The following is a 24,695-nucleotide window of genomic DNA, read 5'->3' as shown; positions in this document are numbered from 1 at the left end:
GGTAACAGTGAGTGATATTTCCAGCAATGGGGGCAGTGGTGGTGGTCCATCTGGACGGATCGGTATCGGCCTCGACCTGGACGCCACCCACCTGAAGATCCTCGAGGTCCTGCGGGAGAACGGCCGGATCTCGGTGTCGGCGCTCGCCGACCGGGTGGGCATCTCCCGGGCCAACGCCTACACCCGGTTCGAGGCGCTGCGCGCGGACGGCGCCATCAAGCGCTTCACCGCCGAGATCGACCACGTGCGGACCGGCCTCGGCATCACCGCGCTGATCTTCGTGACCGTGCGGCAGCAGATGTGGCGGCAGTTCAGGGCCGAACTGGCCAGGATGCCCGAGGTCGAGTACTGCGCGATCACCACCGGCCAGCACGACGCGATGATCCAGGTGCGGATGGCGGACGTCGCCGAGGTGCACGCCATGGTGACCGACCGGCTGGCCAACATCCCCGCCGTGAAGGCGACGGAGACGGTGTTCATCCTGGACGAGGTGCTCAGGCGGCCCTACGTGCTGCCGAGCGACCGCGAGAAGACCCGCGCCCCGCGCCGGACCGTCCAGGAGGAGCGGGGAGACGTGCCGCTCGGCAAGATGCGCTTCGTCGGGGCGGCGGAGGGCCGCGCCGCCCTGCGCAAGGACGACTGAACGTCCCGGGCCGGGCGGCCCGCGGCCGGCACGGCCACCGTCAGGCGACCTCGGTGCACACGCTCACGTGGCGGGTGTCGTCACCGTCGAACTGGAACTCCTCCACCAGGCGCAGCCGCCCGTCCGGCTCGGTCTCGATCCGGCTGCTGCTCCGGCCGACCGCCCTGCCCCCGCTCTTCAGCGCATGCGCGTAGGTGATCGTGATCGTGTCGCCGTCCCGGGTGCCGACGAACCGGCCGATGGTGACGGTGTCGCCGGTGTAGTCGCCCCATACCACCCCGTCGGACTCCCAGTACCTGAACGCGGTGGGCTGCTCCGGGTCCACCACACTCGCCGTCGAGCTCACCATCACGAATCTGCGGTCGTTTAGAACGTTCACAACCCCCCATGATTCTGGGCCTGCTCTGACAAGGAGCCGCGAGTTGGACGAATGGCACAGTCAGCGCCGCCCTCCCGGCGATCCGTCCAGCGCGCCCGTCTCCCCCTCCCCGCGGCGGCGCGAACCTTCTCCCGCGTGGTCCACGGGGCCCCGGACTCGACGTGACGTCGTGGGCCGTGTTCAGGAGCGCCGGGGCTCGAAGTGCAGCGCGGTGATGCCGCAGTCGAACGGGCGCGCGGTGACCAGGCGAAGCCGCTGGTGGGCGCCGGTGTCGGCGAACACCGGCCGGCCGGCGCCGATCGCGGTCGGGTTGACGAACAGGTGGAGCTCGTCGAGCAGCCCCCTGGCGATGAGTTCGGCCGCCAGCGTGGCGCCTCCGTAGGTGATGATGTCGCCACCCGGCTGGGCCTTGAGCCGGTTCACGGTCTCGGTGAGGTCGCCGCCCGCGACGGTGGCGTTCTCCCACGGCGACTCGGTCAGGGAGTCGGAGATGACGACCTTGGGCGTGTCGTTCATCCAGTCGATGGACTCCTGGTCCTCCCCCTCGGGCCCGGCCGCCCAGGTGGGGATGAAACCCTCGGCGAGCCTGCGGCCCAGCACGATGCAGTCGACCGGCTTGGTGAGGGCGTCGATGTAGGCGCTGATGTCGTCGGTCCACGGGAACGTCATCCAGTCCATCTCGCCGTTCGGGCCGGCCATGTAGCCGTCGACGGTGGTCTGGACCTGGAGCTTGAACGTGCGCATGAGGGGTTCCTCTCGGGTTTTCGCCGGTGCGTCCTGCGATGGCTCCACACTGGCGGAGACCGCTTAAGGTTTCCTTCCCCCGGGCTTACGGCTGCTCCGCTTCCTTCACCGCCCGGTCGATCGACGCCCGATCCAGCGCGCCCTGGTAGCGGACGCCGTTGATGAAGAGCGTGGGCGTGCCGCGCACCCCACTCGCCTGCCCCGACTCCTCGTCGCGGGCCACCCTCGCGAGCTGGCCGGGCAGGTCGGGCCACGGCTCCACGTCCAGCTCGGCGGCGTACCGGCGAAGGTCGGCATCGGTCAGGAAACGCTGGTTGGAGAAGAGCGTGTCGTGCATCTCCCAGAACCTGCCCCCGCGGGCGGCGCCCTCCGCCGCCAGCGCCGCCGGCACCGCCCGCGGATGGATCGTGCGCAGCGGGAAGTGCCGGAACACGATCCGGACCTCCGGTCGCCTGGCGCGCAACTCCTCCAGGACCGGGTGGAGCCGGCCGCAGTACGGGCACTCGAAGTCGCCGTACTCCACGATCGTGACCTTGGCCTTCGCCGGCCCGCGCACGTGGTCGTCCGGGCCCACCGGCACCGACAGCACCTCCGGCAGCGTCTCGGGCGGCTCGGCCGCCGCTTCGGGCGGCGCGCACACACCGCCCCGGTCCCAGGCGAGCCGGAAGATGATCCAGCCGGACAGCGCCGACAGCGCCGACCCGGCCAGAATGCCGATCTTGGCCTGGTTCTGGATGGCCTGGTCGTCGAAGGCCAGGTCCACGATGAACAGCGACACCGTGAACCCGATGCCCGACACGGCCGCCCCGCCCAGGAGCTGACCCCACACCAGGTTGCCCGGCAGCACGCCCCAGCCCAGCCGGAGCGGCAGCCAGGTGCCGAACGCGATCCCGGCGAACTTGCCCAGCAGCAGCCCCGCCGCCACCCCGATCGCGATGGGCGAGGTGACCGCCTGGCGCAGCGTCTCCCCGTCCAGGCGGACCCCGGCGTTGGCCAGCGCGAAGATCGGCACGATCTCGTAGCTGCTCCACGGGTGGAGCTGGAACTGCAGCCGCTCGTTCACCGACACCGCGGCCCGCACCCGGCGCGCCGCCTCCCGGGCCGCGCGCGCGTTCGGCTCGTTGGTGAGCTCCTGTACGGCCTCGCCCGCCGAGAGGAGCTTGTACTCGCTGGGGACGTACACGAACACGAGGATCCCCAGCCCGATGCCGACGAGCGTCGGATGGACGCCGCTCTCCAGCGTCGCCACCCACAGCCCGAAGCCGAGCACGATGTAGGCGGGCGCCCGCCAGATCTTCAGCCGCCGCAGCGTCAGGATCGCCACCAGCAGCACCACCGCCGACAGCAGCGCCGGGACGGACAGCTCCTCGGTGTAGAAGACGGCGATGATGATGATGGCCAGCACGTCGTCGACGATCGCCAGTGTCAGCAGGAACGCCCGCAGCGGCTCGGGGCAGCGGGCGCCCACCATGGCGAGCAGCCCGAGCACGAACGCCGTGTCGGTCGCGATCGGCACGCCCCAGCCGCCCGCCCCCGGCCCTCCGGCGTTCAGCGCCAGGTAGACGGCGGCGGGCACCAGCATGCCGCCGAGCGCGGCGACGGCCGGCACCGCGAGCAGCCGCCGGTCGCGCAGTTGCCCGAGCCGCACCTCGTAGGAGACCTCGAGGCCGATGAGGAAGAAGAACACCGCCATCAGCCCGTCGTTGACCCAGTGGCGCAGGTCGAGCGAGAAGACGGCCTCGCCGAAGGTGAGGCCCATCCGGGTGTGCCAGAAGGCCTCGTAGGTGTCGCCCCAGGGCGAATTGGCCCACAGGAGGGCGAGCAGCGTGGCGCCGAGCAGGACGCTCGTGCTGCCCGCCTCGGTCCTGAAGAACCTCCGCACCATCAGGGTCACGATGATAGACGGCGCCGCGGGCACCGCCGGCGGGCGGCCGGTGGTGCCCGCGGCCGGGCGAAGGTCGAGGTCACGCCACGGCGACATTCACCGTCCGTCTGTGGGAACGCTGTCCAGCAGGGGCCCGCCCGGGGCCGGGAAAGGACGAACCGATGAACATCGATCTGTCGGGCCGCCGGGCTCTGGTGTCCGGATCCAGCCAGGGCATCGGCCTGGCCATCGCCACCGAACTCGCCCGCGCCGGCGCCGCCGGAATCGTGAACGGGCGTGGCAAGGAGCGGACCGAGCAGGCCGCCGCCACCATCTCCGACCGGCTGCCGGGGGCGGACGTGACCGCCGTGGCCGCCGACCTGGCCACGGCGGAGGGTGCGGCGCAGCTCCGCGATCGGGTGCCCGACCTGGACATCCTCGTCAACAACCTCGGCATCTTCGGCGCCAGGCCGGTGCTGGAGATCGACGACGACGAGTGGCGCCGCTACTTCGAGGTCAACGTCCTGTCGGCCGTCCGCCTGACGCGCACGTACCTGCCCGGCATGATGGACCGCGGCTGGGGCCGGGTGCTCAACATCGCGAGCGACTCCGCGGTGGCCATACCTGTCGAGATGGTGCACTACGGCATGACCAAGACCGCGCTGCTGGCGGTCACGCGAGGTTTCGCCAAAGCCGCCGCCGGGAGCGGCGTCACCGTCAACTCGGTCATCGTCGGCCCCACGCACACGCCGGGCGTCGAGATGTTCGTCGAGGAGCTCGTCGGCGACGACCTGTCGTGGGAGGAGGCCCAGCGGCGCTTCATGCGCGAGCACCGGCCGAACTCCCTGATCCAGCGGCTGATCGAGCCGGCCGAGATCGGCAACATGGTCGTCTACCTCAGCTCCGACCAGGCCTCCGTCACGACCGGCGGCGCCCTCCGCGCCGACGGTGGCTACGTCGACTCGATCCTGCCGTGACCGCTGCTCGCCGGCCAGGTCACGTCGACGTTCGGCATCGGGCCCCACGCGCTGCTGCCCGGCGCCGCGTAACTGAAGAAGGACCCGGCGGACACGAACTCGGCGCCGCCCTGGCGGCCCGGCGCACCGGCGCCTGAGCGTTCACCGCCACAGGTAGTCGTGGCGGGGCACGGCCTGGCCGACGACGACGTCCCCGTCCCGCACCTGCCATTCGAACTGGCCGGCTCCCTCGTGGAAGACCAGGAGGAGGCCGCACACCCGATCGCCGTCCGCGTCCGCCGCCGGGAGCGCGGCGATCTCGCGGATCTGCGCCAGGACGTCGCCGACGGCGGACTCCCGGACGGCTCGCGTTTGACGCGCTCTCCGGGCTGAAGCCCGGAGATTCTGGCCTGTGCCGTCCCGTTCACGCGGCGGCACTTCCCCGGCTTCCTGTTTCGCTGATCTGTGCCCGGACGGATCCGGGTCTTACCTGATCTCCACAGGCGTCTTCCGCGTCCAGGATGCGCATGGCCTGCCCCTCGGGACGGGACAGCGCCTGGAACTCCGCCAGCAGCCCCGCCTTGCCCAGCGCGAGCTGGCCCATCCCTTCGTGCAGGTCGAGCATGCCGCCCGGGGGACGGGCGTCGGGGGCGGGATCGCGTTCGAGGATGGTGACGGGGTGATCGTGGCGGTGCAGGACGCGGGCGAAGGTGAGGCCGGCCGGGCCGCCTCCGACCACAGCGATACGCTGTATCGTACGGTGTATCATAGCGACTCACGTACTTGCCGATTGCGACATATCGCAACAGTACGATGGAGCCCATGACTGTATGGGACCGGCCGGAGCCGCAGTTTCGCGCCGCGCCGCTCGGCCGGGAGCGGATCATCGCCGCCGCCATCGCTCTGGCCGACGAGGGCGGGCTGGAGGCCGTGTCGTTGCGCAAGGTCGCCGCCCGGCTGGACGCCCGTCCGATGCGACTGTACGGATACATCTCCACCAAGGAGGAGCTGTTCGACCTCATGGTGGACGAGGTCCACGCCGAGGTCCTCCCCGAGGAGCAGCCCGGGGACTGGCGGGAGGTGCTGCGCATCCTCGCCCACCGCACCAGGCAGGCCACCCTCCGTCACGAATGGCTGGCCGACCTGCTCGGCGGCCGTCCGGCCCTCGGCCCGAACGCCCTCGCCGTGACTGAGGCCAAGCTGTCCGCCTTCGACGGCCTCGCCGACCTCGAGACCGTCATGCGCGCCGTGGAGACCGTCAGCGCCTACATCACTGGCGCGATCAGGCGCGAGATCGCGAACCTGCGGGCCGAGCGCGCCACGGGCCTGTCCAAGCGCGACTGGCAGCGCGCCTCCGGCCCGCATGTGATGAGGATGCTGGCCACGGGCCGCTTCCCGGCGCTGGCCAAGGTCGTGCACGACGGCACGGAGGTGGACGCCGAGGCGTCCTTCGCGACCGGCCTCGACTGGGTCCTCGACGCCGTGGCCGCCAAACTCGCCCGTCCGCAGGCGTGACGCTCAGGATTCCGTGACACCGCATGACGCCGCCAGACTGCGCACCCACCCTGATTGACTGGTTATAGAACAAGCTCAGGAACGGCGTGTGGGGCCCAGCGGAACCGTGGTCGTCTGGGCTGATCTTCCGCATGTGCTGAAGCTCCTGACGAGCGCCGGCAAGACTCACCTGGAGCCCCTCGGCCTCGGACTTCTCCTGCAACGGGGTTCCAACCGCGGCAACACGAGCTTCGGCACGGTCCGGGTCAAGGACGCCGCCCTGCTGAAGGGGATCTGGAAGAACCCGAAGAACTGGTACGCCACCTGCACACGGCGCAGTTCCCCGACGGCGCTGTCCGCGGCCAGCTCCACAAGGGCGGCCGCTGGTAGCCGTCCCCGGGCACGCGGTCCTCAGGCGTGTTCAGGCCGCGCTCGCGAGACGGTCGTAGGGGGAGCCGGTGGAGCGGGATCCCCGGCTCGTACCGCTCATCGGGTCAGCCACCAGACCGCGAGCACGGCCGCCCCGGCGAGCAGGGCGACGCCGTACGCCAGGAGCGCACGCCCGACGCGGCGACGGACGTAACCGGGACGGTGGCGATCGGCGGTCATCCGAGCATCGTACGGCCCTCACCGTAGGAACGATCCTTTCCCGGCAGGTCCCCGGCCTGCTGACCGACGACCCCCGTCCGACGGCTCCCGGCGAGGTGTCCGCGCAGGCGTGCGGTCACCTCGCCTGGAACCGCCGGTAGTCGTCGGGTACGGGGATGCCGAACCGTTCGCACAGCGCCGAGACGTCGGCCCAGTCGTCGGCGTCGACGGCATAACCCGTGTGGAACCTCACCAGCCATTCCGGGCTGACGCACGCCACCTCTCGATCATCGACCCGCCCGGTCCCGGCCAGGGCGGGCGCCGGATAGCTCTCGCCGTTCTCGGGCGGCCCGTAGCGGCCGTGGCCGTCGGAGTCGAGAACGATGACGTGGAAGTCGACCTGGCGTCCCGCGGCGTCGCCCAGGACGAAGTTCCAGGCGCAGGTGTCGTCACGGGGAACCGGCCGGTATCCACGCTCCCGGAGGGCGGCGGTGGCCGCCGGGAGGTGGTGCTCCTGCACGACGATGTCCAGGTCGGCGTGTGGCCGGGTCTGCCCGCCCAGGCAGGCGTCCACCGCCCAGCCGCCGTCCAGCCAGACGCGGACGCCCACCTCGTCCATCAGGTCCAGGAACTCCCTGACGTCGCCCGCGGTCATCTCTGATCTTGTCACGCCGGCCAGTGTGCCCGACCGGCGCGTGTCACGCGCACGGGTGCACTCCCCCTTGTCATGGGTACCGTCCCGGCGACCGGCCAGCCGGAGACGCTCCAGCCGATGGATTCCCGAGACAGCCCGGTCGCGGGCCAGGCCACGGGGATGCCTGGTGGGCGTGCGGCGTCGACCGGGCTGGTGGCGGGCGGGTGCCCGACGACGAGCGATCAGGCGACGGCGGGGGAAGAGGCGGTCGCGGGTCAGGCCGAGGGCCGTGAGGACGACGCCTTGGAGGACCGCCGCGCTCCGGCCGCCCGAGCGGGCCGCCGGCACGGCCTGGAGGTCGCGTCCCAGGTCGCCGCCGGGTGGAACGACTGACCGTACGTGGCGGGGTCAGCGGGTGGGGGCGCTGAGCTGGTCGAGCAGCAGCGTCAGGCGGGCCTCGCGGCCTGAGGCGGGGAGTCGGCCGCCGCGGGCCAGGACGATCAGCCCGTGCAGGGCGCTCCAGGCGACCTCCGTCAGGATCGCCGGGTCGCGGCTGTCGGCGAACTGCGCGACCCCGGACAAAAGCGCCTGGAAGCCGTCGCGGAGCGGCTCCGGGGTGTCGTCCTGGCCGAACGGCAGGTCCACGGCCATCGTGAACATGGCTTCGTACAGCGCGGGGTTCTCCTCGGCGAACGCCATGTAGGCCCTGGCCAGCCCCTCCAGCGCGGCGCGCGGCTCGCCCGTCCGTGTCGCGGCGCGCAGGCGTACGGCCAGTTCGGTGAAGCCCTCCAGCGCCACCGCCGCGACGATGGCGTCCTTGCCGGCGAAGTGGCTGTACAGGACCGGCTGGCTGTACTCGATCTCGTCGGCCAGGCGGCGGGTGGTCACGGCGTCCCAGCCCTCGGACTCGGCCAGCTTGCGGGCGGTCTTGACGATCAGGTCGTGGCGCTGGGCGCGTTCGCGTTCTCTGCGCTGCTGTGTAGACACCCTCCAGATGCTAGCACCGCTAGCCAGATGAGCGCCGTTAGGCTAGCGTAGCTGACACTTCTAGTAATGATTGAAGGGGACGACATGCTCGCCGGACTGATCGCCATCGGGATCATCCTCATCGGCATCCGCCTCCTGCTGCAGCCGGTCGCGTCGGCGGCGGGCTACGGGGTTCCCGTGTCCATGAACGCGTACCTGGCCGTCAAGGGCGTCCGGGACATCACGGCCGGGCTCGTCGTTGCTCCCGGCCCTCGTGACGGGAAACCAGCACATGCTCGGTTGGCTGATTCTCGCCAGCGTGTTCGCCCCGCTGGGTGACATGGTCGTCGTGCTCAGGAACGAGGGTCCGCGGGCGGTGGCGTTCGGCGTCCACGGCCTCACCGCCGCGGTGATGGTGGTGGTCGCGGCCATTCTCATCCTGGTGTGAGGCGTGCTTTCCGGAGGGACGTTCCAGTGCCGGCACGGTCCGCTCCCCTTCCCCGTGTACGCCCACACGATCGGGCGGGACGCGGACCGCCAACTCCAGGCATGCTCCTGATCACAAGGCGTGACGATCCCTGGCGAACAAGGTCTTCTCCGCCTCGACGAAGATCGTTAAGAGCTCGAAGTCACCCTCTCAGGGACGGGCCAGGGCCCACACCATGGTGCCGCCGATCTTGAGCGCGGTGCAGTAGTACTCGGGCCCGGCGGCGTTGGCGGCGGCGTTGCACGACTGCGCGCCCGCGGACGTGTACGGGTACCACCGGACGATGACCTGAGCGTTGGCCGGGCCCGGCACGACGGCGGCGGCCAGCGCGGTGGTGACGACGGCGGCGGCCATGCCCGTGGACAGACGCTTCAGGGCTGCCTTCATAGGTATTTCCTTCCGAGAACGCCGAAATAGCATGATGCGGGGGCTTGAGCACCCGCATGGCCGATGGTGGCGAAACGCACGGACCGCAACAAGGTCATTGGCAGAAAGCTGACGCGTAGGGAAACTTGCTGTCAGCCACTCCGTTGATCGCGTTTGCCATAACCGCAAAGAAAGTTGCTGCCTCACCGGACGGCGGGCGATGCTGCGTCGTCACCACCGCGACGCGCGGATGACCGTACCGATGAGGAGCACAGATGACCGACCCACGCTTCACCGCCGAGTTCTGGGACCAGCGCTACGCCTCGGCCGCCCGGGTGTGGAGCGGAAACCCCAACGCCGCCCTGGTCGAGCAGGCGGCGGCGCTCCCGCCGGGCACGGCGCTCGACGCCGGCTGCGGCGAGGGCGCCGACGCGCTCTGGCTCGCCGGGCGGGGGTGGCGGGTGACCGCCATCGACGTGTCGGCCACGGCCCTGCGCCGCGCCGCGGCCCACGCGGGCCCGGAGCTCGCCGGTCGCCTCACCTGGCGCCGGGCCGACCTGATGAGCGAGCCTCCCGAGGTCCCGGACGCCGAGGACGGCCGGCCCGGCTACGACCTGGTGGTCGCGGCGTTCATGCACTTCCCCTCCGAACCGCGCCGGCGGGCGTACGCCGCCCTCGCCTCCGCGGTCGCCCCGGGTGGGAGCCTGCTCATCATCGGCCACCACCTCAGCGACCTGGACGTCGTCCCGCGCCCGTTCGAGCCCGACCTGTTCTTCACCCCGGACGAACTGGCCGGCGACCTGGAGCCGGAGGCGTGGACCGTCCACACCTGCGCCACCAGGCCGCGCGCGGGCACCGATCCCGACGGCCGTCCCGTCACCCTGCATGACACGGTCCTGCGCGCCCGGCGACGCGACTGACCGCCGCCGCCCGGTCACCTCGCGGAGGCGCGCCCCTTCCGCCGGATCCTGATCTCCCGCATGTCCGTCACGGCGAGCCGCAGGATCTCGTGCGGATGCCCGTGCGCCTCCAGCACCGCCATCGCCCCCAGTGCCGCCTCGTCCTCGCCGTCGTCGGGGCCCGCGGGCACCTCGCACCGGAAGGTGAACGCCGTCACGCTCTGATCGTGGGTGAACGTCCCGGCCTCGGTGAAGGCGGTGCCGCCCGCCGCCAGCACGGCGGCCCGGCCGGCCTCGTCCAGGCCCGTGAACTTGCCCCTGATCGTCACTCTGAACATGGTCGGTCCTCTCGTACGGCGTAGGCGAGGACGTGCTCGCCGAGCACGTCCCGCGCGGTGTCGATCAGCTCCAGCACGGTCACGGCGATCTCGTCGGGCCGCTCCCCCGCCGTGGTGCGGCGGCCGATCTCGGCCAGCACCAGCGCGTGCAGGCAGCCGATGTGCCAGGCCATCACGCGCGGCAGCGGGTCGTCCCGCGCCGCGCCGGTCTCCTCGGCGAGCAGGGCGGCCAGCTCGTCGGTCATCCGGTGGCCCAGACCCTCCAGGCGGGCGGTCAGCGTGGGGGCGGCCCGCATCATCTCCAGGACCCGCCCGAACCCCTCGCTCAGGCCCACCCGCCGCTCGCGCCCGCGCACCTCCTCGCGCAGCCGCGTCAGCACGGCCCCGGCCGCCGACTCCCCCTGCCGCCGCTCGCGCACGATGTCGGCGAGCCGCTGCGGGGAGGCCTCCTCGGGCGGCAGGACGAGATCCTCCTTGGCGGAGAAGTAGTTGTAGACGGTGTTCACCGACACCTCGGCGGCGGCGGCGACCTCGGCGATCGTGACGTTGTCGAAGCCCCGCTCCACGAACAGGCCGAGGGCCACGTCGGAGATGCGCTGACGGGTCTGCCGCTTCTTCCGCTCTCGCAGTCCCTCTATCATATATGGAGCCTACTGCATTTTTGGAGTCCGCTGCAGTTTTATCGGCGACGGCCGTCCCACGGAGCGAGAGCCCACCCGCCCGGAGGGGCGGATGGGCTCTTCGCGTGGAGGAGTCGCCGGCTTCACGATGACCGGCGAGGTTCCCTACGGGATTGGATGCACCGCGCGGGCGGGAGGTTCGCACGGTGCCGGAAATCGTGGTCGCGCAGCGGGCGGGCGGACTACGCGGGCGGCCGGGATTCGTACCGGGCGGCGGCCGCCGCCACGTTGACGGGTATCCGCCCGAAGATCAGCCTGTGGAACGGCGAGATCGCCCACCAGTAGAGGTGACCGAGCAGGCCGCGCGGGTGGAAGATCGCCCGCTGGGTGTAGACGGTGCGGCCTCCGGAGCGGTCGACGCCCAGTTCGAGCCATGCCAGCCCGGGCAGCCGCATCTCGGCGCGCAGCCGCAGCAGCCGCCCGGGCCGCACCTCCTCCACGCGCCAGAAGTCGATCGAGTCGCCCACCCGCAGCCGGGCGGCGTCACGCCGGCCCCGCCGCAGCCCGACCCCGCCGACGAGCCGGTCCAGCAGCCCCCGGAGCTGCCAGGCGACGGGGAGGGAGTACCAGCCGTTGCGGCCGCCGATGCTCTCGATGACCTGCCACAGCGCCTGCGGGCCCGCGGCCACGTCGCGGCGGCGCTCGTCGACGTAGAGGCTGCCGCCCGCCCAGTCCGGGTCGGTCGGCAGCGGGTCGCTCGGGGCGCCGGGAGTGGAGGCCGACGACCAGCGGGTGGCGACGTCGGCTCCCTTGATCTTCGCAAGGGTCAGCTCCACGGCCCGGCGGAAGCCGATCAGCCCGTCCGGCGGGTCGGGCACGTACCGGGCGATGTCGTGCTCGCCGCAGACGGCCTCGTTGCGCAGCGACTCCACCAGAGGCCGCGCGATGCCCGGCGGGACCGGCGTGACCAGGCCGACCCAGAGGCTCGACAGCCGCGGGCTGAGCAGCGGCACAGGAATGATCACCCGGCGGGGCAGGCCGGCGACGGACGCGTAGCCGTGCATCATGCCGGCGTAGGTCAGCACGTCGGGGCCGCCGATGTCGAACCCCCGGTTGACCGTGCCGGGCACGCCGGCCCAGGCGGTGAGGTAGCGCAGCACGTCGCGTACGGCGATGGGCTGCGTGCGGCTGCGCACCCAGCGCGGCGTCGTCATGACGGGCAGCCGCTCGGTCAGGTGGCGCAGCATCTCGAACGACGCCGAACCCGAACCGATGATCACCGCGGCGCGCAGCACCACGGCCGGGACGTCCCCACGCAGGAAGATCTCGCCGACCTCGGCCCGGGAGCTCAGGTGCGGGGAGAGCCGCTCGTCGGGGACGAGCCCGCCGAGGTAGACGATGCGCCTCACCCCGGCCCGCGCCGCCGCCTCGGCGAACGTCCGCGCGGCAAGGCGGTCGCGCTCGGCGAACCGGCCGGGCGCGCCCATGGTGTGGATCAGGTAGTACGCCACCTCGATGCCGTCGAGGGCCTCCCGGGAGCGCTCGGGATCAGTGGCGTCCGCCTCGACCACCTCGGTCCGGCCGGCCCACGGCAGGTCGCGCAGCCGCTCGGGGGAGCGCGCCATGCAGCGGACCTCGTGGCCCGCGGCGAGCAGCTCGGGAACCAGCCGGCCGCCGATGTACCCGGTCGCCCCGGTGACCAGACAACGTGCCACGGCACCCCCTTCGCTGACGGCGACTCCCCAGATGAGTTCCGTCCGAGCCGCCCGTCAATCCGGTCCGACGGTAAAAACGGACTTTGCCGGTACGGCGGCGAGGGCCCGTGGGCGCGCAGCATCGTCAGGCCGCGCGCCCCGAAGCCCTCCACCCGGTCACAGCAACCGGTCCAGGGTGATCGGCAGCTCGGTCAGCCGTCGCCCCGTCGCGTGCCGCACCGCGTTCGCGATCGCGGCCGCCACGCCGGTGATGCCCACCTCGCCGGCCCCCACCACGCCGAGCGGCATCGTCGGGTCGGGGTCGTCCAGGACGTGCACGTCGATCCGTGGGACGTCCGCGTGGACCGGAATGTGGTATTCCGCGAGGCTCGGGTTCATGATCCGGCCGGTGCGCGGATCGACCAGCGTCTCCTCGCCCAGCGCCATGCCCAGGCCCATGACGATCCCGCCGCGCAGCTGGCTGCCGGCCAGCTTGGGGTTGACCACCGTGCCGATGTCGAACACCCCCGTCCACCGCGAGACCCGCACCTCCCCCGTGTCGGAGTCGACGCGCACCTCGCAGAACTGCGCCCCGGTCGCGGCCCGGCCGAAACTCCGCAGGCCGCGCAGTGCCCGGCCGAACGAGCGCGCCTGCCCCGCGACCCCGGCCAGCCGTGAGCCCGTCCCGACGGCCGCCTCCACCTCGCCGCGGCCCGCCCGGCCGAGGATCTCCGCGTACGTCTCCCCCTCGCCCGGCCGGCCCACCCGGAACAGCCCGCCGTCGCGCGCCTCGACGTCGCCGGGCGCGCACCCGCGCAGCGGCGAGTCCGGCGACCGCCCGGCCAGGCCGAGCACCGACCGCCTGACCTTCTCGCAGGCGGCCAGCAGGTCGGCCGCGACGCTCGCCGTCTGCATCGAACCGCCTCCCATCGGACCCGTCGGCTGGTCGGACGAGCCGTACTCGACCGTCACGGCCTCGACCGGCACGCCCAGCGCCTGCGCGGCGATCTGGGTCTGCGCCGTCGCGGCGCCGTTGCCGAACTCGTGGAAACCGCACCGCACCAGCACCGAGCCGCCGGCCGACAGCCGCACCGTCACCTGCGCGCCCATCATGAGCGCCGGATGGTAGGCGGTGGCCACCCCCGTGCCCACCAGCCACCTGCCGTCCCGCATCGAGCCCGGCCGCGGGTCCCGCTCCGCCCAGCCGAACCGCTCGGCGCCGAGCGCGTACGCCTCCCGCACCCTGCGGTGGGAGAACTTCTTGCCGTCCACCGGGCCCACGTCGGGCTCGTTGCGCAGCCGCACCTCGATCGGGTCCAGGTCCAGCCGTACGGCCAGCTCGTCGACGGCCGACTCCAGCGCGAACGTGCCGATCGACTCGCCGGGCGCGCGCATGGTGGCGTTCGGCAGGACGTCGAGCCGCACCCGCTTCTGCTCCGCCAGGATGTTGTCACAGGCGTACTGGTGTCGTGACACGCCCGTCACCGGCTCGTTGTCGCCGCCCGAGCGTCCCGTCCGCGTGACCGCCGTGTGCACGATCGCGGTGAGCCTGCCGTCCGGCCGGGCGCCCAGCGCCACCCGCTGCACCGACGGCGTGCGGCCGCCCACCGTGCGGTAGACCTCCTCCCGCGACAGCATCAGCCGCACCGGCCGGCCCACCGCCCGCGCCGCCAGCACCGCGAGGATGGTGCCCGCCCAGACCCGGAACCTGCCGCCGAACGCGCCCCCGACGTACGTCGAGACCACCCGCACCCCGTCCGCCGGCACGCCGAACCGGTTCGCCAGGTGCCTGCGCAGCCAGCCGATGTTCTGGGTGCCCTCGTGCACGGTCAGCCGGTCGCCGTCCCACACCGCGGTGGTGGAGTGCGGCTCCAGCGCGTTGTGGTTGTACGGGGGCGTGCGGAAGCTCAGGTCCACCGAGACCGCCGCGGCTGCGAGTGCCGCCGGCGCGTCGCCCTTGGCCGTCCGGCCCGGCTGCACGGGGTTGCCCTTGTCCGGTTCGGCGTGGTCCAGTTCGGCCGTGAAGTCCACGGCGGCCGGCGCCTCTTCGTAGCCGACGCGCACCAGCCGGGCGGCGTGCCTCGCCGTCTCCAGGCTCTCGGCGACCACCACCGCCACCGGCTGGCCGTCCCAGTGCACCTCGTCGGTGTTGAGGTAGTCGACCGGCGTCCCGGCCACCGCGCCGCTCAGGTCGAACGGCGTCGGCCGCCGTACCGGCTTCAGCCGCGGCGCGTTCAGGTGGGTCAGCACCGCCAGCACGCCCGGGACGGCGGAGGCCCGCGTCGTGTCGATCCGCGTGATGCGGCCCCGCGTGATCGTGGCGGGCACGAGCACGGCGTGCACGAGGTCCGGGTAGGGGTACTCGGCCGAGTAGCGGGCCGCTCCCGTCGTCTTCTCCCGGCCGTCGACCCGATCGACCGGCGCGCCCACGACGCGGCCCTTCGTCGCGCCGCCGGGCGGGGCCGGGGCCTCGGTCACCGTGGTCATGCCGCGCTCCTCTCCCAGCCCGTACGTACCGAACTCCCGCGAGCGGGGCGGGCGATCACGCCGCGCCTCCCTCGGTCAGCAGCCGCCGCAGCGTCGCCACGACGGTCCGCCGCGCCAGCTCGATCTTGAACGCGTTGTCCGGCCGGCCGGTCGCCGCCTCGAGCTCCGCGCCGGCCGCCCGCCGGAACGCCTCCTCCGTGGCCGGCCCGCCGAGCAGCACCCGCTCGGCCTCGTGCGCCCGCCACGGCTTCGCCGCCACACCGCCCAGGGCCAGCCGCACCGCGCTCACCTCGCCGTCCCGCACCTCCAGCGCGGCGGCCACCGACACCAGCGCGAAGGCGTACGACGCCCGGTCGCGTACCTTGCGATAGCGGGACCGGGCCGCGACGGGCAGCCCGGGCAGCTCCACCGCGGTCACCAGTTCGCCGGGCTCCAGCGTCGTCTCCACGTGCGGCGTGCCGCCGGGCAGGCGGTGGAAGTCGCCCAGCGCGATACGGCGCGTGCCGCCCGTGCCCTCCACCTCCACGACCGCGTCCAGGGCGGCCAGCGCGACGGCCATGTCGGACGGATGCGTGGCGATGCAGCTCTCGCTCGTGCCGAGCACCGCGTGGTAGCGGTTGAACCCGCCGATCGCGTCGCAGCCGCTGCCCGGCTCCCGCTTGTTGCAGGCCGCGGCGCCGTCGTAGAAGTACAGGCAGCGGGTGCGCTGCAGCAGGTTGCCGCCGACCGTCGCCATGTTGCGCAGCTGCGCGGAGGCGCCGGTGAGCAGGGCCTGCGCCAGCACCGGATAGCGCTCGCGCACCAGCCGGTGCGCCGCCAGGTGGCTGTTGCGAACCAGCGCGCCGATCCGCAGGCCGCCGTCCGGCAGCTCGGTCACCTCGGCCAGGGGCAGCCGGGTGATGTCGATGAGGGTGCTCGGCCGTTCGATGTCCTCGCGCATCAGGTCGACGAGGTTCGTCCCGCCGCCGAGGAACTTCGCGCCCGGCCGCGCCCCGGCCTCGCGCACCGCCTCGGCGACGTCTCCGGCTCGCACGTACGTGAACGGCCTCACCCGGCCACCCCCTCGCCCGTGGCGGCGACCTCGCGGATGGCGGCCACGATCCCGTTGTAGGCGCCGCAGCGGCACAGGTTGCCGCTCATCCGCTCGCGGATCTCGGCTTCCGACAGCTCGGCGGCGGGCGCGGCCAGCCGCTCCGTCACCGCGCTCGGCGTTCCCGCCCGGTGCTCGGCCAGCATCCCGACCGCCGAGCAGAGCTGGCCCGGGGTGCAGTATCCGCACTGGAGGCCGTCGTGGGCGACGAACGCCTCCTGCAGCGGGTGCAGCCGCTCGCCGTCGGCGAGGCCCTCGACGGTGGTGATCTCCCGCCCTTCGTACTGCACCGCGAGCGCGAGACACGAGACGATCCGCTCGCCGTCGGCGAGCACCGTGCACGCGCCGCACGCGCCCTGCGCGCAGCCCTTCTTCGCGCCGGTCAGGCCGAGGTGCTCGCGCAGCGCGTCCAGCAGGCTGACCTGGGGCTCGATGTCGAGCGTCGCGGTGGCGCCGTTGACCCGCATCCGCACTTCGACCATGTGGTCTCTCCGATCGCGTCCGTCGCCGTCGGCAGGCCCGGCCAGGAGGTGGCGGCCGGCTCGGCCGAACCCTAACAGAACACTGTTCCCTTAACAATAGACTGCCGTTCTGTTAAACGCCCGCGTATGCTGGGTCGGCTATGACCCGACCCACGTTCGTGCGGGCCAGACGGCCGGAGCACAAGCAGCAGCGACGCGAGGCGATCCTCGACGCCGCCCGCCGGCTCGCCCTGGAATCCGGCGTCCGCAACGTCACCCTCGGCGGCGTCGCGGCGGACGTCGGCCTGGCCAAGTCGAACGTGGTGCGCTACTTCGGCACCCGCGAGGAGATCTACCTCGAACTGCTGACCGAGGCCGGCCGCGACTGGCACGACGCCGTCGTCGGACGGCTGCGCCAGACCACCCGGCCCGGCGACGTCGTCACCGTGCTCGCCGAGACCCTGGCCGACCGGCCGCTCTTCTGCGACCTGCTCGGCCAGCTCTCCCAGCACCTCGAACACAACGTCTCCCTCACCGCGGCCCGCGCCTTCAAGGAGACCGCGCTCCAGCTCGCCGGCGGACTCGGCCAGGCGATCGCCCAGGCGCATCCGGGCCTCACCGACGACGAGGCCGTCGAGCTCACCCACCTCGCCGCCTGGCTCGCCGGCTGCCTCTACGCGGCCTCCCGGCCCTCGCCCGCCGTCGCCGAGCTCTACCAGCAGGAGCCACGCCTCGCGGCGCTGTGCCCGCCGTTCCTGCCCACCCTGCACCGCGCCCTCGCCGCCCTCACCGCCGGCCTGCCCACGCTCCGCGACCGATCGGCGTAGCGCTCGCGAACAGAGTCCAGACCTACCCGCCACGGACCCGGAGCATGCCCACCGGCCGGGAAGGCCCGGCCGCCCGGGGCAGGGAACGCCCGGAGCGACGCGGACCGGGCATCCCCCGGCGAGCCGCCCCGCTCCGCGGCCCCGGCCTGCGCGTTCACCCCACGGGAGGACACCCGGCCGCCGGGTGCTAGCTTGATCGCCCATGTCCGACTACCTGCGTGAGCTCTTCTCCCTCGACGGCCGCCGCGCCCTGGTGACAGGCGGCAGCTCCGGCATCGGGTACGCGATGGCGGAGGCCATCGGCCGCGCCGGAGCCGAGGTGGTCATCGTGGCCCGGCGGCAGGCGGCGCTCGACCAGTCCCTGGAGGCGCTCCGGCGGCACGGCGTCACCGCCTCGGCCATCAGCGCCGACCTCGGCGACCGCGAGGCCGTCCGGCGGGTCTGCGACGAGGCGGGCCCCATCGACATCCTCGTCAACGACGCCGCCAACAACATCCGCAAGCCCATGGCCGAGCTGACCCCCGACGACTACGAGCAGACGATCGCGGTCAACCTGACCGCCCCCTACCTGCTCGGACAGCACTTCGGCCCGCGCATGGCCGAGCGCGGCTGGGGCCGCATCATCAACGTCGGCTCCCAGCAGACCATCAGCGCCTTCGGCGACAGCGGCGTCTACGGCGCCGCCAAGGCCGCCCTCGCCGGGCTGACCCGATCGCAGGCCGAGGCATGGTCCCGGCACGGGGTCAGCGTCAACACGGTCATCCCCGGCTTCGTGCTGACCCCCCTGACGGCGCCGGCCCAGGCCATCCCCGGCCGCACCGAGCAGCTGGCCGCCCGCCACATGGTCGGCCGCAACGGGGTGCCCGCGGACTTCGCCGGCGCGGCGGTGTTTCTCGCGAGCGACGCCTGCGCCTTCGTCACCGGCCAGTCGCTCTTCGTCGACGGCGGCTTCGCCGTCCACTGACCGCCCGCCTTTACGTTGTAGATTACTTACGGCGGAGGCGGCGGACTCCCACTCCCTCGCGCCAGGAGTCGATCACCAGGTCGTCGCCCTCGACCCGGGTCCACACCACCTCGGTCAGCTCCACCCGGAACAGGTGCGAGCCGGTGCCCGGGAGCTCGAACGAGGCGATCACCTCCTCGTCGGTGACCTCCACCGCCCGGCCCGCCAGCTTGGCGTCGCCCTCCCAGCTCGACGGGTCGGACGGATCGGGCGAGGCGGAGGTCACGTGCAACGCCATGCGCGGATCACGCCGCAGGTCCAGCGCCTTGACCGCGCCCCGCATGGACCCCAGCCACAGCTCACCGTGCCGGAAGTCGGCCTCGGTGCCGCTGACCCGGGGCGAGCCGTCCTTGCGCAGCGTGGCCAGCACCTTGTGCTGGTAGGTGTCCATCAACGCCCGGATGACCGTCGCCAGCTCCGGTGCCTGGCGCTCGAACTCCTGCCATGAAGCCATGCCCCCATCATGGCCGCCGCCACCGACAGAACCACGCCCGGCAGAACCACCACGCGTCGGGCAACGCCTTCGGCACGTCGCCTCGTGTTCGTGATGACTTTGCCGCTTCACCCCTCTTCCGCAGCCGCCCGGCGATCCGTGATCGTGGGGTCTACACCGCCTCGACAGGCACCTCGACAGGCACGGAGAGGACCGCCCCCCATGGCCCTTGCCAGCGTCTTCCTGCCCCTCGCCCTGGCGATCATCATGCTGGGCCTCGGCCTGAGCCTGACGATCGCCGACTTCCGCCGCGTGCTCGCCTACCCCAAGGCCACCGTCGTGGCGCTGACCTGCCAGATCCTCGTCCTGCCCGCCGTCTGCCTGGGCCTCGTGCTCGCCTTCGGCCTGCCGCCCGCGCTCGCCGTCGGCATGATGCTCCTGGCCGCCTCGCCGGGCGGCACGACCGCGAATCTCTACAGCCACCTGTTCGGCGGCGACGTCGCGCTGAACGTGACGCTCACGGCGATCAACTCGGTGCTGGCCGTCTTCACCCTGCCCCTGGTCACCAACCTGTCGCTGAGCTACTTCGGCGACGGGGGCACGCTGGGGCTGCAGTTCGACAAGACGCTGCAGGTGATCGCGATCGTGCTGGTCCCGGTGGCGGCCGGCATGGCGGTCCGGGCGCTGGCCCCGCGGTTCGCCGAGCGCATGGGCGGGCCCGTGAAGATCGCGTCGGCGGTCATCCTGGTCGCGGTCATCCTCGGCGCGCTGCTGCAGGAGCTGGACAACCTCGGGACGTACATCGCCTCCGTGGGCCTGATCACGCTCCTGTTCAGCGTGATCAGTCTGGCGGTCGGATACGGGGCGCCCCGGCTGGCGGGAGTGGGCCGCCGCCAGGCCGTCGCCTCCTGCATGGAGATCGGCATCCACAACGCCACTCTCGCGATCACGGTCGCCCTCAGCCCCGCCCTGCTGAACGACACCCGGATGGCCGTTCCGGCGGCGACGTACGGGGTCCTGATGTTCTTCACCGCGGCCGCCGCCGGCTTCCTGCTGCGATCCCGCCAGGCGACCCCGGCCCCCGAGGCGACCACCGAGCGCACCTGAACCACCCGGCTCGCGGCCGGCTCGACCGACAGCCGCCCCGCGCCATGTACGGCGGTTCCACCACCACCGGGTCGGCGGGGGCGGCTTGGCGTGGATGGTCGTTGCGGCGCGCGCCACCGACCGGGCGGCGATCACCGCCGAGCCGCGCCGATCGGGCGGCTCAGCGGACTCGGTCGTAGACCATGGCGAGCTCGCCCAGCTCGCCGGTCTCCTGGTGTGCGAGCGTCCACTTCGACGCCGGCAGGCCGTCGTCGAACAGTCGCCGCCCACCCCCGGCGATCTCGGGGCAGATCATGAGATACAGCCGGTCGAGCAGGTCTGCCGAGAGGAGCGCCTTGATGACGCTCGCGCTGCTGTTGACGAGGATGTCGCCCGCACCGGCGGCCTTGAGTTCGGCGACGACGTCGGCGGCCGGGGCGTTCACCACGCGGGTGCGTTCCCACGGCGCCTCGGTCAAGGTGGTCGACAAGACCACCTTTTCCGTGTCGACCAGCCACTTCGCGTATCCGCGATCACGCGGATCGGCGTCGGCGTCTTCGGCGACCGACGGCCAGTACGCCATGAATCCCTCGGCGTTGAGCCGGCCGAGCAGCGCCGTCGTCGCGCCCTCCCAGATGCGGGTCAGGTGGTCTCGCGCGACCTCGGTGGTCACATACGGGGCGAACGCCCCGAAATCGCTGGGCCCGCCGGGACCGTTGTAACGCCCGTCGAGGGTGAGGCACAGGTTCGCGGTCACCCTGCGGCCGGTCGAGGTGGTCATTTCGTGCTCCTTGTATCGGTGTCGTGGTCGCTGTCGTGCGCGTCCGCGGCAAGGGTCGCCGCGAGCTTGTCGAGGCTCTGGCCGAAGCCGATCTCGATGCCGGCGACGAAGTCCGCGGAGTCGACTGCGCTGTCGGTGATCCGGAAGTGGACGTCGAGGTCCGTGCCGGTGCCGGTGGGCCGGAGGCCGAGGTCGAGGTGGGCGGTGAAGGCGAGGCCGCCGTCGGGAAGCAGCGGGGAGAGCCGGTAGGCGAGGCGCTCACCGGGGCGCACGTCGTCGACGACTCCCTCCGCGCGTCCGGCGACCAGGTCGGAGCCGTCGGCGTCCTCGCGGTCGCGGTACTCGTGGACGATCCGCCCACCAGGTCGCGCCTCGAAGACGAGCTCGGAGACGCGCAGGTCGTCGGGCGTCCACCATCGGGCGAGCAGGGAGGTCTCGGTCAGGTGGCGCCAGACCAGCTCGGGGCGTCCCGTCAGCGACCGGAGGAATCTGAACGAGCGGCCGTCGGCCCACCCCGGCTCCGCGGCGGCGAGCCGCTCCGCGTGGAGGCTGAGCCCGTAGCGGTCGAAGGTCTCGCGCGGGCCACCGGCCTGGTCCGCGGTGTCGGCGAGCCGGCCGAGCGAGGCCGCCAGGTCCCGCAGCGGAGCGGACCGGAGTGCGTAGATGCGGCGCTGGCCGGTGCGCTGGGAGATGACGACACCGGCGCGCTCAAGGGTCTGCAGGTGCTTGGTCGTCTGCGGCTGGCGCGCCCCGGCGAGCTGGGCGAGGACACCGACCGGCCGGGGCCGCTCGGCCAGCAGGCCCACGAGCCGCCAGCGGGCCGGGTCGGCCAGTGCGGCGAGGAGTTCGTCCATGGAGGAAAGTATTCACCATGAAGAATATTCGCGTCAAGGAATAAGCTCGACACCCGCGAAGACCGACAGCTCGAGGCGACCTCGGCTACGTCCCTCGACACGGCACCTCCGAGACCGCGATCCGAGCGTGCCGGCGATCACGGAACTCTTGACAAAATTTTTTGTCGGTGAGAGAGTCTGAGGCATGGCAGAGAACAAGACACTCAAGGTCCCCGGCGCGACGCTCTACTACCAGGTGCGGGGCAGCGGCCCCGTGCTGCTGATGATCCCCGGCGGTCCCACCGACGCCGCGATCTTCGCCGGGGTCGTGCCGCACCTGACCGACCGCTACACGGTCGTGGCCTACGACCCGCGCGGCAACTCCCGCAGCGTCCTGGACGGGCCCGCAGAGGACGTGCACGCCGACGTGCACGGCGACGACGCGCACCGTCTCCTCGCCGAGCTCGGCGACGAGCCCGCCTACGTGTTCGGCTCCAGCGGCGGCGCCGTGATCGGCCTCAACCTGGCCGCCCGCTACCCCGGCCAGGTGCGGACCCTGGTCGCCCACGAGCCGCCCTGCGGTCGGATCCTGCCCGACGCCGAGGAGTACCTCGCCGGCACCGAGGAGGTCTACCAGGCCTACCGCACCGGAGGCGTCGAGGCGGGCATGAAGCGGTTCGAGGAGTTCGTCGGGCTCAGCGGCGAGGAGCAGGAGCAGCCGCAGACCCCGCCCAGCCCCGAGATGATGGAAGGCTGGGGGCGGATCGGCGGCAACCTCGACTTCTTCCTCGGCCACGTGCTGCGGCCGGTCAGCGGCCACCTGCCCGACGTGGCCGCCCTGCGGCAGGGCCCGGCCAGGATCGTGGTCGGTGTCGGGGACGCCTCGACGGACCGGCAGTACGCCTACCGCAGCGCCGTCGCGCTGGCCGAGGCGCTGGGCCGGCCGCCCGCGGTGTTCCCCGGCGACCACGGCGGCTTCGTCGCCCGCGCGGAGGAGTTCGCCGTGACCCTGGACAAGGTCCTCAACGCCACGTGACGGACGGTGCCGCCGAGTGCCGCCCGGCGGATGCGCACCCGCCGGGCAGGGATGGGGGTCCCTGCCCGTAGGAGGTGCTACGCCGCGGCGCGGTCGGCGAGGGGGCGGCGGCGCCGGGACGGGTCGGAGAGTGACTGCGGACGCCAGGCGCCGTCGGGCTGGTACAGGTTCGTGCCCGGCGGGACGATCGCGTCGATCCGGTCGAGCGTCGCGTCGTCCAGCGTGAGCGAGGCCCCCTTCAGCAGCGCGTCCAGTTGCTCCATGGTCCGCGGCCCGACGATCACCGAGGTGACGGCGGGGTGCGCGGCGGCGAAGGCCACGGCCAGTTCGGGCAGCGTGCAGCCGAGGTCCGACGCGACCTCCACCAGCCGCTCGACGACCTCCAGTTTGGTGACGTTCTCGGGCAGCGCCGGGTCGAAGCGGGCGGGGGTGAGTGCCGCCCGGCCGGAGGTCAGGTCGATGGGGCCGCCCTTGCGGTACCTGCCCGTCAGGAAGCCGGAGGCCAGCGGGCTCCACGTCAGCACGCCCATCCCGTACCTGGCGCAGACCGGCAGGACGGACGCCTCCACTCCGCGGGCGAGCAGCGAGTACGGGGGCTGCTCGGTGCGGAAGCGGCCCAGCCCGCGTCGCTCGGCCACGACGTGCGCCTCGACGATCTCCTCGGCGGGGAAGGTGGAACAGCCGAACGCGCGGATCTTGCCCTGGCGGACGAGGTCGCTCAGCACCGACAGCGTCTCCTCGACGTCGGTGGTGTGGTCGGGCCGGTGCACCTGGTACAGGTCGATCCAGTCGGTGCCCAGCCGCCTGAGGCTGTCCTCGACCGCCCGCAGGATCCAGCGCCGCGAGTTGCCGCCGCGGTTGGGCCCCTCCCCCATCGGGAAGTGCACCTTGGTGGCGAGGACGACGTCGTCGCGGCGTCCTTTCAGCGCCTTGCCGACGATCTGCTCCGACTCGCCCGCCGAGTACATGTCGGCGGTGTCGACGAAGTTGACGCCCTGGTCGAGGGCGGCGTGGACGATGCGGGCGCAGTCGTCGTGGTCGGGGTTGCCGACGGCGCCGAACATCATGGCGCCCAGACAGTGAACGCTCACCTCGATGCCGGTGCCGCCGAGGGTGCGGTAGCGCATGGTCGTGCTCCTCATGATCTCCGTACGCGGATCTTCGAGGCCACAAACTAGGAGCTAGAGGCGACTCTAGGTCAAGGCCGTATGCTGGCCGGCATGTCGAACGACGCCGACGGGCTGAGCATCGGGCAGGTGGCCGAGCGCACCGGCCTGAGCGTGCACGCGCTGCGCTTCTACGAGCGCGAGGGCATCCTGACGCGGCCGGTGCGCCGCGCGGCCGGTGGCCGGCGCGTCTACACCGAGCAGGACGTCGAGTGGCTACTCGTGTGTGTCATCCTGCGCGCTTCGGGCATGCCGCTGCCCGCCATCCGTGAGTACGCCCGGATGATGGCCGCGGGCCCGGGCAACGAGGCGAGCCGCCTGGAGCTGCTGCGCCGGCACCGGCAGGAGGTCACCACTCAGCTCGAACTGCTCGGCCGGAGCCTCGACCTGATCGAGTACAAGGTCAGGGTGTACGAGGACATCCTCGAGCACGATCACGGGTGCGCGCCGCTCGCCGAGCCGACCTGTCAGGGGCCATCCGCGGTGGCCGGCTGAGGGCCGGAGCCGCCGGGCAGACGGCGACGTGAACGGCGACGTCAACGAGGTGGACGCGACGCCGGCCGCCCTCGCCGACCCGACCCGGCGCAAGGTGATCGACCTGCTGCGCGAGGGCCCCGGCCGGCGAGCCGGCGCAGGCCGTCCAGATGAGCGCGCCCGCGCTGAGCGGCACCTGCGGGTGCTGCGCGCATCGGCCTGGCCGCAGGCGCTTGGAGGGCCGAGCCGGGCGGCGACGACGCCCGGTTGCGGCTCTGCACCCTGCGGCAGGAGCCGTTCCTGGCGCTGCGCGGCGTGGCTGGACCAGGTGCAGGCGTTCTGGGCC

General features: G+C 72.5%; 30 protein-coding genes. 12 read left to right on the top strand and 18 right to left on the bottom strand.

Going from position 1 to position 24,695, the window contains the following annotated elements; genetic code table 11:
* Positions 1-7: 7 nt before the first annotated feature.
* Complete coding sequence (locus FHU36_RS17170) at positions 8-643, top strand: Lrp/AsnC family transcriptional regulator (protein ID WP_185084998.1); 636 nt, start codon at positions 8-10, stop codon at positions 641-643.
* Between the two features lie 40 nt (positions 644-683).
* Here the strand turns inward: FHU36_RS17170 and FHU36_RS17165 are convergent, their stop codons facing one another.
* The 3 genes from FHU36_RS17165 to nhaA form a co-directional block, all read right to left on the bottom strand.
* On the bottom strand, positions 684-1,022 hold the full coding sequence (locus FHU36_RS17165) for an avidin-fold protein (RefSeq protein ID WP_312891652.1): 339 nt from the start codon (positions 1,020-1,022) through the stop codon (positions 684-686).
* Positions 1,023-1,202: 180 nt separating this feature from the next.
* Positions 1,203-1,766 carry a dihydrofolate reductase family protein gene (locus FHU36_RS17160; protein WP_185084997.1) on the bottom strand — a complete coding sequence of 188 codons (564 nt, stop codon included), beginning with the start codon at positions 1,764-1,766 and terminating at the stop codon, positions 1,203-1,205.
* A gap of 85 nt (positions 1,767-1,851) precedes the next feature.
* The gene (nhaA, locus tag FHU36_RS17155) at positions 1,852-3,651 is read right to left on the bottom strand and encodes a Na+/H+ antiporter NhaA (RefSeq protein WP_185084996.1); all 1,800 of its coding nucleotides are present in this window, start codon (positions 3,649-3,651) and stop codon (positions 1,852-1,854) included.
* Between the two features lie 161 nt (positions 3,652-3,812).
* On the opposite strand from nhaA, the gene FHU36_RS17150 reads away from it, so the two are divergent.
* Positions 3,813-4,607: an SDR family NAD(P)-dependent oxidoreductase gene (locus tag FHU36_RS17150; RefSeq protein WP_185084995.1), complete on the top strand. Its 795-nt coding sequence runs from the start codon at positions 3,813-3,815 to the stop codon at positions 4,605-4,607.
* A 403-nt stretch (positions 4,608-5,010) separates the two neighbouring features.
* Here the strand turns inward: FHU36_RS17150 and FHU36_RS17145 are convergent, their stop codons facing one another.
* Entirely contained in the window at positions 5,011-5,325 is a 315-nt protein-coding gene (locus tag FHU36_RS17145; protein ID WP_312891651.1) for an FAD-dependent oxidoreductase, read from the bottom strand.
* 83 nt (positions 5,326-5,408) lie between these two features.
* Between FHU36_RS17145 and FHU36_RS17140 the strand changes: the two genes are divergently transcribed.
* Positions 5,409-6,101, top strand: coding sequence for a TetR/AcrR family transcriptional regulator (locus tag FHU36_RS17140; RefSeq protein ID WP_185084994.1), 693 nt, complete (start codon positions 5,409-5,411; stop codon positions 6,099-6,101).
* A gap of 465 nt (positions 6,102-6,566) precedes the next feature.
* Here the strand turns inward: FHU36_RS17140 and FHU36_RS45630 are convergent, their stop codons facing one another.
* Together FHU36_RS45630 and FHU36_RS17135 are read right to left on the bottom strand one after the other, a co-directional pair.
* Positions 6,567-6,689, bottom strand: coding sequence for a hypothetical protein (locus tag FHU36_RS45630; RefSeq protein WP_281394294.1), 123 nt, complete (start codon positions 6,687-6,689; stop codon positions 6,567-6,569).
* Between the two features lie 115 nt (positions 6,690-6,804).
* The gene (locus FHU36_RS17135; RefSeq protein ID WP_185084993.1) at positions 6,805-7,338 is read right to left on the bottom strand and encodes a nucleotidyltransferase domain-containing protein; all 534 of its coding nucleotides are present in this window, start codon (positions 7,336-7,338) and stop codon (positions 6,805-6,807) included.
* 102 nt (positions 7,339-7,440) lie between these two features.
* Between FHU36_RS17135 and FHU36_RS17130 the strand changes: the two genes are divergently transcribed.
* Complete coding sequence (locus FHU36_RS17130; protein ID WP_185084992.1) at positions 7,441-7,695, top strand: hypothetical protein; 255 nt, start codon at positions 7,441-7,443, stop codon at positions 7,693-7,695.
* A 15-nt stretch (positions 7,696-7,710) separates the two neighbouring features.
* On the opposite strand, the gene FHU36_RS17125 is transcribed toward FHU36_RS17130, so the two are convergent.
* Positions 7,711-8,289 carry a TetR/AcrR family transcriptional regulator gene (locus FHU36_RS17125; protein WP_185084991.1) on the bottom strand — a complete coding sequence of 193 codons (579 nt, stop codon included), beginning with the start codon at positions 8,287-8,289 and terminating at the stop codon, positions 7,711-7,713.
* Between the two features lie 84 nt (positions 8,290-8,373).
* Here FHU36_RS17125 and FHU36_RS43520 point away from each other — a divergent pair, with 84 nt between their 5' ends.
* Positions 8,374-8,607: a DUF4267 domain-containing protein gene (locus FHU36_RS43520; RefSeq protein ID WP_221496394.1), complete on the top strand. Its 234-nt coding sequence runs from the start codon at positions 8,374-8,376 to the stop codon at positions 8,605-8,607.
* Entirely contained in the window at positions 8,588-8,716 is a 129-nt protein-coding gene (locus FHU36_RS43515; RefSeq protein WP_376774147.1) for a DUF4267 domain-containing protein, read from the top strand. The genes FHU36_RS43520 and FHU36_RS43515 overlap by 20 nt, the downstream gene beginning before the upstream one ends.
* Positions 8,717-8,905: 189 nt before the next feature.
* On the opposite strand, the gene FHU36_RS17115 is transcribed toward FHU36_RS43515, so the two are convergent.
* Complete coding sequence (locus FHU36_RS17115) at positions 8,906-9,142, bottom strand: hypothetical protein (protein WP_185084990.1); 237 nt, start codon at positions 9,140-9,142, stop codon at positions 8,906-8,908.
* A gap of 254 nt (positions 9,143-9,396) precedes the next feature.
* Between FHU36_RS17115 and FHU36_RS17110 the strand changes: the two genes are divergently transcribed.
* The gene (locus FHU36_RS17110) at positions 9,397-10,041 is read left to right on the top strand and encodes a class I SAM-dependent methyltransferase (RefSeq protein WP_185084989.1); all 645 of its coding nucleotides are present in this window, start codon (positions 9,397-9,399) and stop codon (positions 10,039-10,041) included.
* Between the two features lie 14 nt (positions 10,042-10,055).
* On the opposite strand, the gene FHU36_RS17105 is transcribed toward FHU36_RS17110, so the two are convergent.
* From FHU36_RS17105 to FHU36_RS17080, 6 genes are all read right to left on the bottom strand, one after another.
* A complete protein-coding gene (locus FHU36_RS17105; RefSeq protein ID WP_185084988.1) occupies positions 10,056-10,358 on the bottom strand; it encodes a DUF6204 family protein in 303 nt (100 codons plus the stop codon).
* Entirely contained in the window at positions 10,346-10,999 is a 654-nt protein-coding gene (locus tag FHU36_RS17100) for a TetR/AcrR family transcriptional regulator (RefSeq protein WP_185084987.1), read from the bottom strand. The genes FHU36_RS17105 and FHU36_RS17100 overlap by 13 nt, the downstream gene beginning before the upstream one ends.
* 221 nt (positions 11,000-11,220) lie before the next feature.
* Positions 11,221-12,693 carry an SDR family oxidoreductase gene (locus tag FHU36_RS17095; protein ID WP_185084986.1) on the bottom strand — a complete coding sequence of 491 codons (1,473 nt, stop codon included), beginning with the start codon at positions 12,691-12,693 and terminating at the stop codon, positions 11,221-11,223.
* A 156-nt stretch (positions 12,694-12,849) separates the two neighbouring features.
* Positions 12,850-15,159 carry a xanthine dehydrogenase family protein molybdopterin-binding subunit gene (locus tag FHU36_RS17090; RefSeq protein WP_185084985.1) on the bottom strand — a complete coding sequence of 770 codons (2,310 nt, stop codon included), beginning with the start codon at positions 15,157-15,159 and terminating at the stop codon, positions 12,850-12,852.
* A gap of 55 nt (positions 15,160-15,214) precedes the next feature.
* On the bottom strand, positions 15,215-16,210 hold the full coding sequence (locus FHU36_RS17085) for an FAD binding domain-containing protein (RefSeq protein WP_185084984.1): 996 nt from the start codon (positions 16,208-16,210) through the stop codon (positions 15,215-15,217).
* Positions 16,207-16,731, bottom strand: a complete 525-nt coding sequence (locus FHU36_RS17080; protein ID WP_185084983.1) for a (2Fe-2S)-binding protein — start codon at positions 16,729-16,731, stop codon at positions 16,207-16,209. Before FHU36_RS17080 ends, FHU36_RS17085 begins: the two co-directional genes overlap by 4 nt.
* Before the next feature lie 140 nt (positions 16,732-16,871).
* Here FHU36_RS17080 and FHU36_RS17075 point away from each other — a divergent pair, with 140 nt between their 5' ends.
* Both FHU36_RS17075 and FHU36_RS17070 read left to right on the top strand, forming a co-directional pair.
* The gene (locus FHU36_RS17075) at positions 16,872-17,537 is read left to right on the top strand and encodes a TetR/AcrR family transcriptional regulator (protein WP_185084982.1); all 666 of its coding nucleotides are present in this window, start codon (positions 16,872-16,874) and stop codon (positions 17,535-17,537) included.
* A 202-nt stretch (positions 17,538-17,739) separates the two neighbouring features.
* Positions 17,740-18,501, top strand: coding sequence for an SDR family NAD(P)-dependent oxidoreductase (locus tag FHU36_RS17070; RefSeq protein WP_185084981.1), 762 nt, complete (start codon positions 17,740-17,742; stop codon positions 18,499-18,501).
* Positions 18,502-18,523: 22 nt separating this feature from the next.
* On the opposite strand, the gene FHU36_RS17065 is transcribed toward FHU36_RS17070, so the two are convergent.
* Positions 18,524-18,994 (bottom strand): pyridoxamine 5'-phosphate oxidase family protein, encoded by a 471-nt coding sequence (locus FHU36_RS17065; RefSeq protein WP_185084980.1) that lies wholly within the window; start codon positions 18,992-18,994, stop codon positions 18,524-18,526.
* Positions 18,995-19,195: 201 nt separating this feature from the next.
* On the opposite strand from FHU36_RS17065, the gene FHU36_RS17060 reads away from it, so the two are divergent.
* Positions 19,196-20,080, top strand: coding sequence for a bile acid:sodium symporter family protein (locus FHU36_RS17060; RefSeq protein ID WP_185084979.1), 885 nt, complete (start codon positions 19,196-19,198; stop codon positions 20,078-20,080).
* Between the two features lie 160 nt (positions 20,081-20,240).
* Here the strand turns inward: FHU36_RS17060 and FHU36_RS17055 are convergent, their stop codons facing one another.
* Entirely contained in the window at positions 20,241-20,840 is a 600-nt protein-coding gene (locus FHU36_RS17055; protein ID WP_185084978.1) for a dihydrofolate reductase family protein, read from the bottom strand.
* A complete protein-coding gene (locus tag FHU36_RS17050) occupies positions 20,837-21,694 on the bottom strand; it encodes a metalloregulator ArsR/SmtB family transcription factor (RefSeq protein WP_185084977.1) in 858 nt (285 codons plus the stop codon). Before FHU36_RS17050 ends, FHU36_RS17055 begins: the two co-directional genes overlap by 4 nt.
* Before the next feature lie 184 nt (positions 21,695-21,878).
* On the opposite strand from FHU36_RS17050, the gene FHU36_RS17045 reads away from it, so the two are divergent.
* Positions 21,879-22,709: an alpha/beta fold hydrolase gene (locus FHU36_RS17045; RefSeq protein WP_185084976.1), complete on the top strand. Its 831-nt coding sequence runs from the start codon at positions 21,879-21,881 to the stop codon at positions 22,707-22,709.
* A 77-nt stretch (positions 22,710-22,786) separates the two neighbouring features.
* On the opposite strand, the gene FHU36_RS17040 is transcribed toward FHU36_RS17045, so the two are convergent.
* Complete coding sequence (locus tag FHU36_RS17040; RefSeq protein ID WP_185084975.1) at positions 22,787-23,836, bottom strand: aldo/keto reductase; 1,050 nt, start codon at positions 23,834-23,836, stop codon at positions 22,787-22,789.
* 93 nt (positions 23,837-23,929) lie between these two features.
* Between FHU36_RS17040 and FHU36_RS17035 the strand changes: the two genes are divergently transcribed.
* A complete protein-coding gene (locus tag FHU36_RS17035; protein ID WP_185084974.1) occupies positions 23,930-24,370 on the top strand; it encodes a MerR family transcriptional regulator in 441 nt (146 codons plus the stop codon).
* Positions 24,371-24,695 lie beyond the last annotated feature (325 nt).

The sequence above is a fragment of the Nonomuraea muscovyensis genome, from assembly GCF_014207745.1.
Taxonomy (GTDB): domain Bacteria; phylum Actinomycetota; class Actinomycetes; order Streptosporangiales; family Streptosporangiaceae; genus Nonomuraea; species Nonomuraea muscovyensis.
Note: the sequence above shows the minus strand (reverse complement) of the source record. Positions and strands in the feature narration are given on the sequence as shown.

Bases quoted from the DNA above. Each gene is read 5' to 3' on its own strand.
- FHU36_RS17055 (WP_185084978.1), bottom strand. From the start codon at position 20,840: ATGACCACCTCGACCGGCCGCAGGGTGACCGCGAACCTGTGCCTCACC.
- FHU36_RS17080 (WP_185084983.1), bottom strand. From the start codon at position 16,731: ATGGTCGAAGTGCGGATGCGGGTCAACGGCGCCACCGCGACGCTCGAC.
- FHU36_RS17050 (WP_185084977.1), bottom strand. From the start codon at position 21,694: ATGGACGAACTCCTCGCCGCACTGGCCGACCCGGCCCGCTGGCGGCTC.
- FHU36_RS17130 (WP_185084992.1), top strand. From the start codon at position 7,441: ATGGATTCCCGAGACAGCCCGGTCGCGGGCCAGGCCACGGGGATGCCT.
- FHU36_RS43520 (WP_221496394.1), top strand. From the start codon at position 8,374: ATGCTCGCCGGACTGATCGCCATCGGGATCATCCTCATCGGCATCCGC.
- FHU36_RS17035 (WP_185084974.1), top strand. From the start codon at position 23,930: ATGTCGAACGACGCCGACGGGCTGAGCATCGGGCAGGTGGCCGAGCGC.
- FHU36_RS17150 (WP_185084995.1), top strand. From the start codon at position 3,813: ATGAACATCGATCTGTCGGGCCGCCGGGCTCTGGTGTCCGGATCCAGC.
- FHU36_RS17090 (WP_185084985.1), bottom strand. From the start codon at position 15,159: ATGACCACGGTGACCGAGGCCCCGGCCCCGCCCGGCGGCGCGACGAAG.
- FHU36_RS17040 (WP_185084975.1), bottom strand. From the start codon at position 23,836: ATGCGCTACCGCACCCTCGGCGGCACCGGCATCGAGGTGAGCGTTCAC.
- FHU36_RS17045 (WP_185084976.1), top strand. From the start codon at position 21,879: ATGGCAGAGAACAAGACACTCAAGGTCCCCGGCGCGACGCTCTACTAC.
- FHU36_RS17075 (WP_185084982.1), top strand. From the start codon at position 16,872: ATGACCCGACCCACGTTCGTGCGGGCCAGACGGCCGGAGCACAAGCAG.
- FHU36_RS17105 (WP_185084988.1), bottom strand. From the start codon at position 10,358: ATGTTCAGAGTGACGATCAGGGGCAAGTTCACGGGCCTGGACGAGGCC.
- FHU36_RS17115 (WP_185084990.1), bottom strand. From the start codon at position 9,142: ATGAAGGCAGCCCTGAAGCGTCTGTCCACGGGCATGGCCGCCGCCGTC.
- FHU36_RS17070 (WP_185084981.1), top strand. From the start codon at position 17,740: ATGTCCGACTACCTGCGTGAGCTCTTCTCCCTCGACGGCCGCCGCGCC.
- FHU36_RS17110 (WP_185084989.1), top strand. From the start codon at position 9,397: ATGACCGACCCACGCTTCACCGCCGAGTTCTGGGACCAGCGCTACGCC.
- FHU36_RS17140 (WP_185084994.1), top strand. From the start codon at position 5,409: ATGACTGTATGGGACCGGCCGGAGCCGCAGTTTCGCGCCGCGCCGCTC.
- nhaA (WP_185084996.1), bottom strand. From the start codon at position 3,651: ATGGTGCGGAGGTTCTTCAGGACCGAGGCGGGCAGCACGAGCGTCCTG.
- FHU36_RS17100 (WP_185084987.1), bottom strand. From the start codon at position 10,999: ATGATAGAGGGACTGCGAGAGCGGAAGAAGCGGCAGACCCGTCAGCGC.
- FHU36_RS45630 (WP_281394294.1), bottom strand. From the start codon at position 6,689: ATGACCGCCGATCGCCACCGTCCCGGTTACGTCCGTCGCCGCGTCGGG.
- FHU36_RS17160 (WP_185084997.1), bottom strand. From the start codon at position 1,766: ATGCGCACGTTCAAGCTCCAGGTCCAGACCACCGTCGACGGCTACATG.
- FHU36_RS17060 (WP_185084979.1), top strand. From the start codon at position 19,196: ATGGCCCTTGCCAGCGTCTTCCTGCCCCTCGCCCTGGCGATCATCATG.
- FHU36_RS17065 (WP_185084980.1), bottom strand. From the start codon at position 18,994: ATGGCTTCATGGCAGGAGTTCGAGCGCCAGGCACCGGAGCTGGCGACG.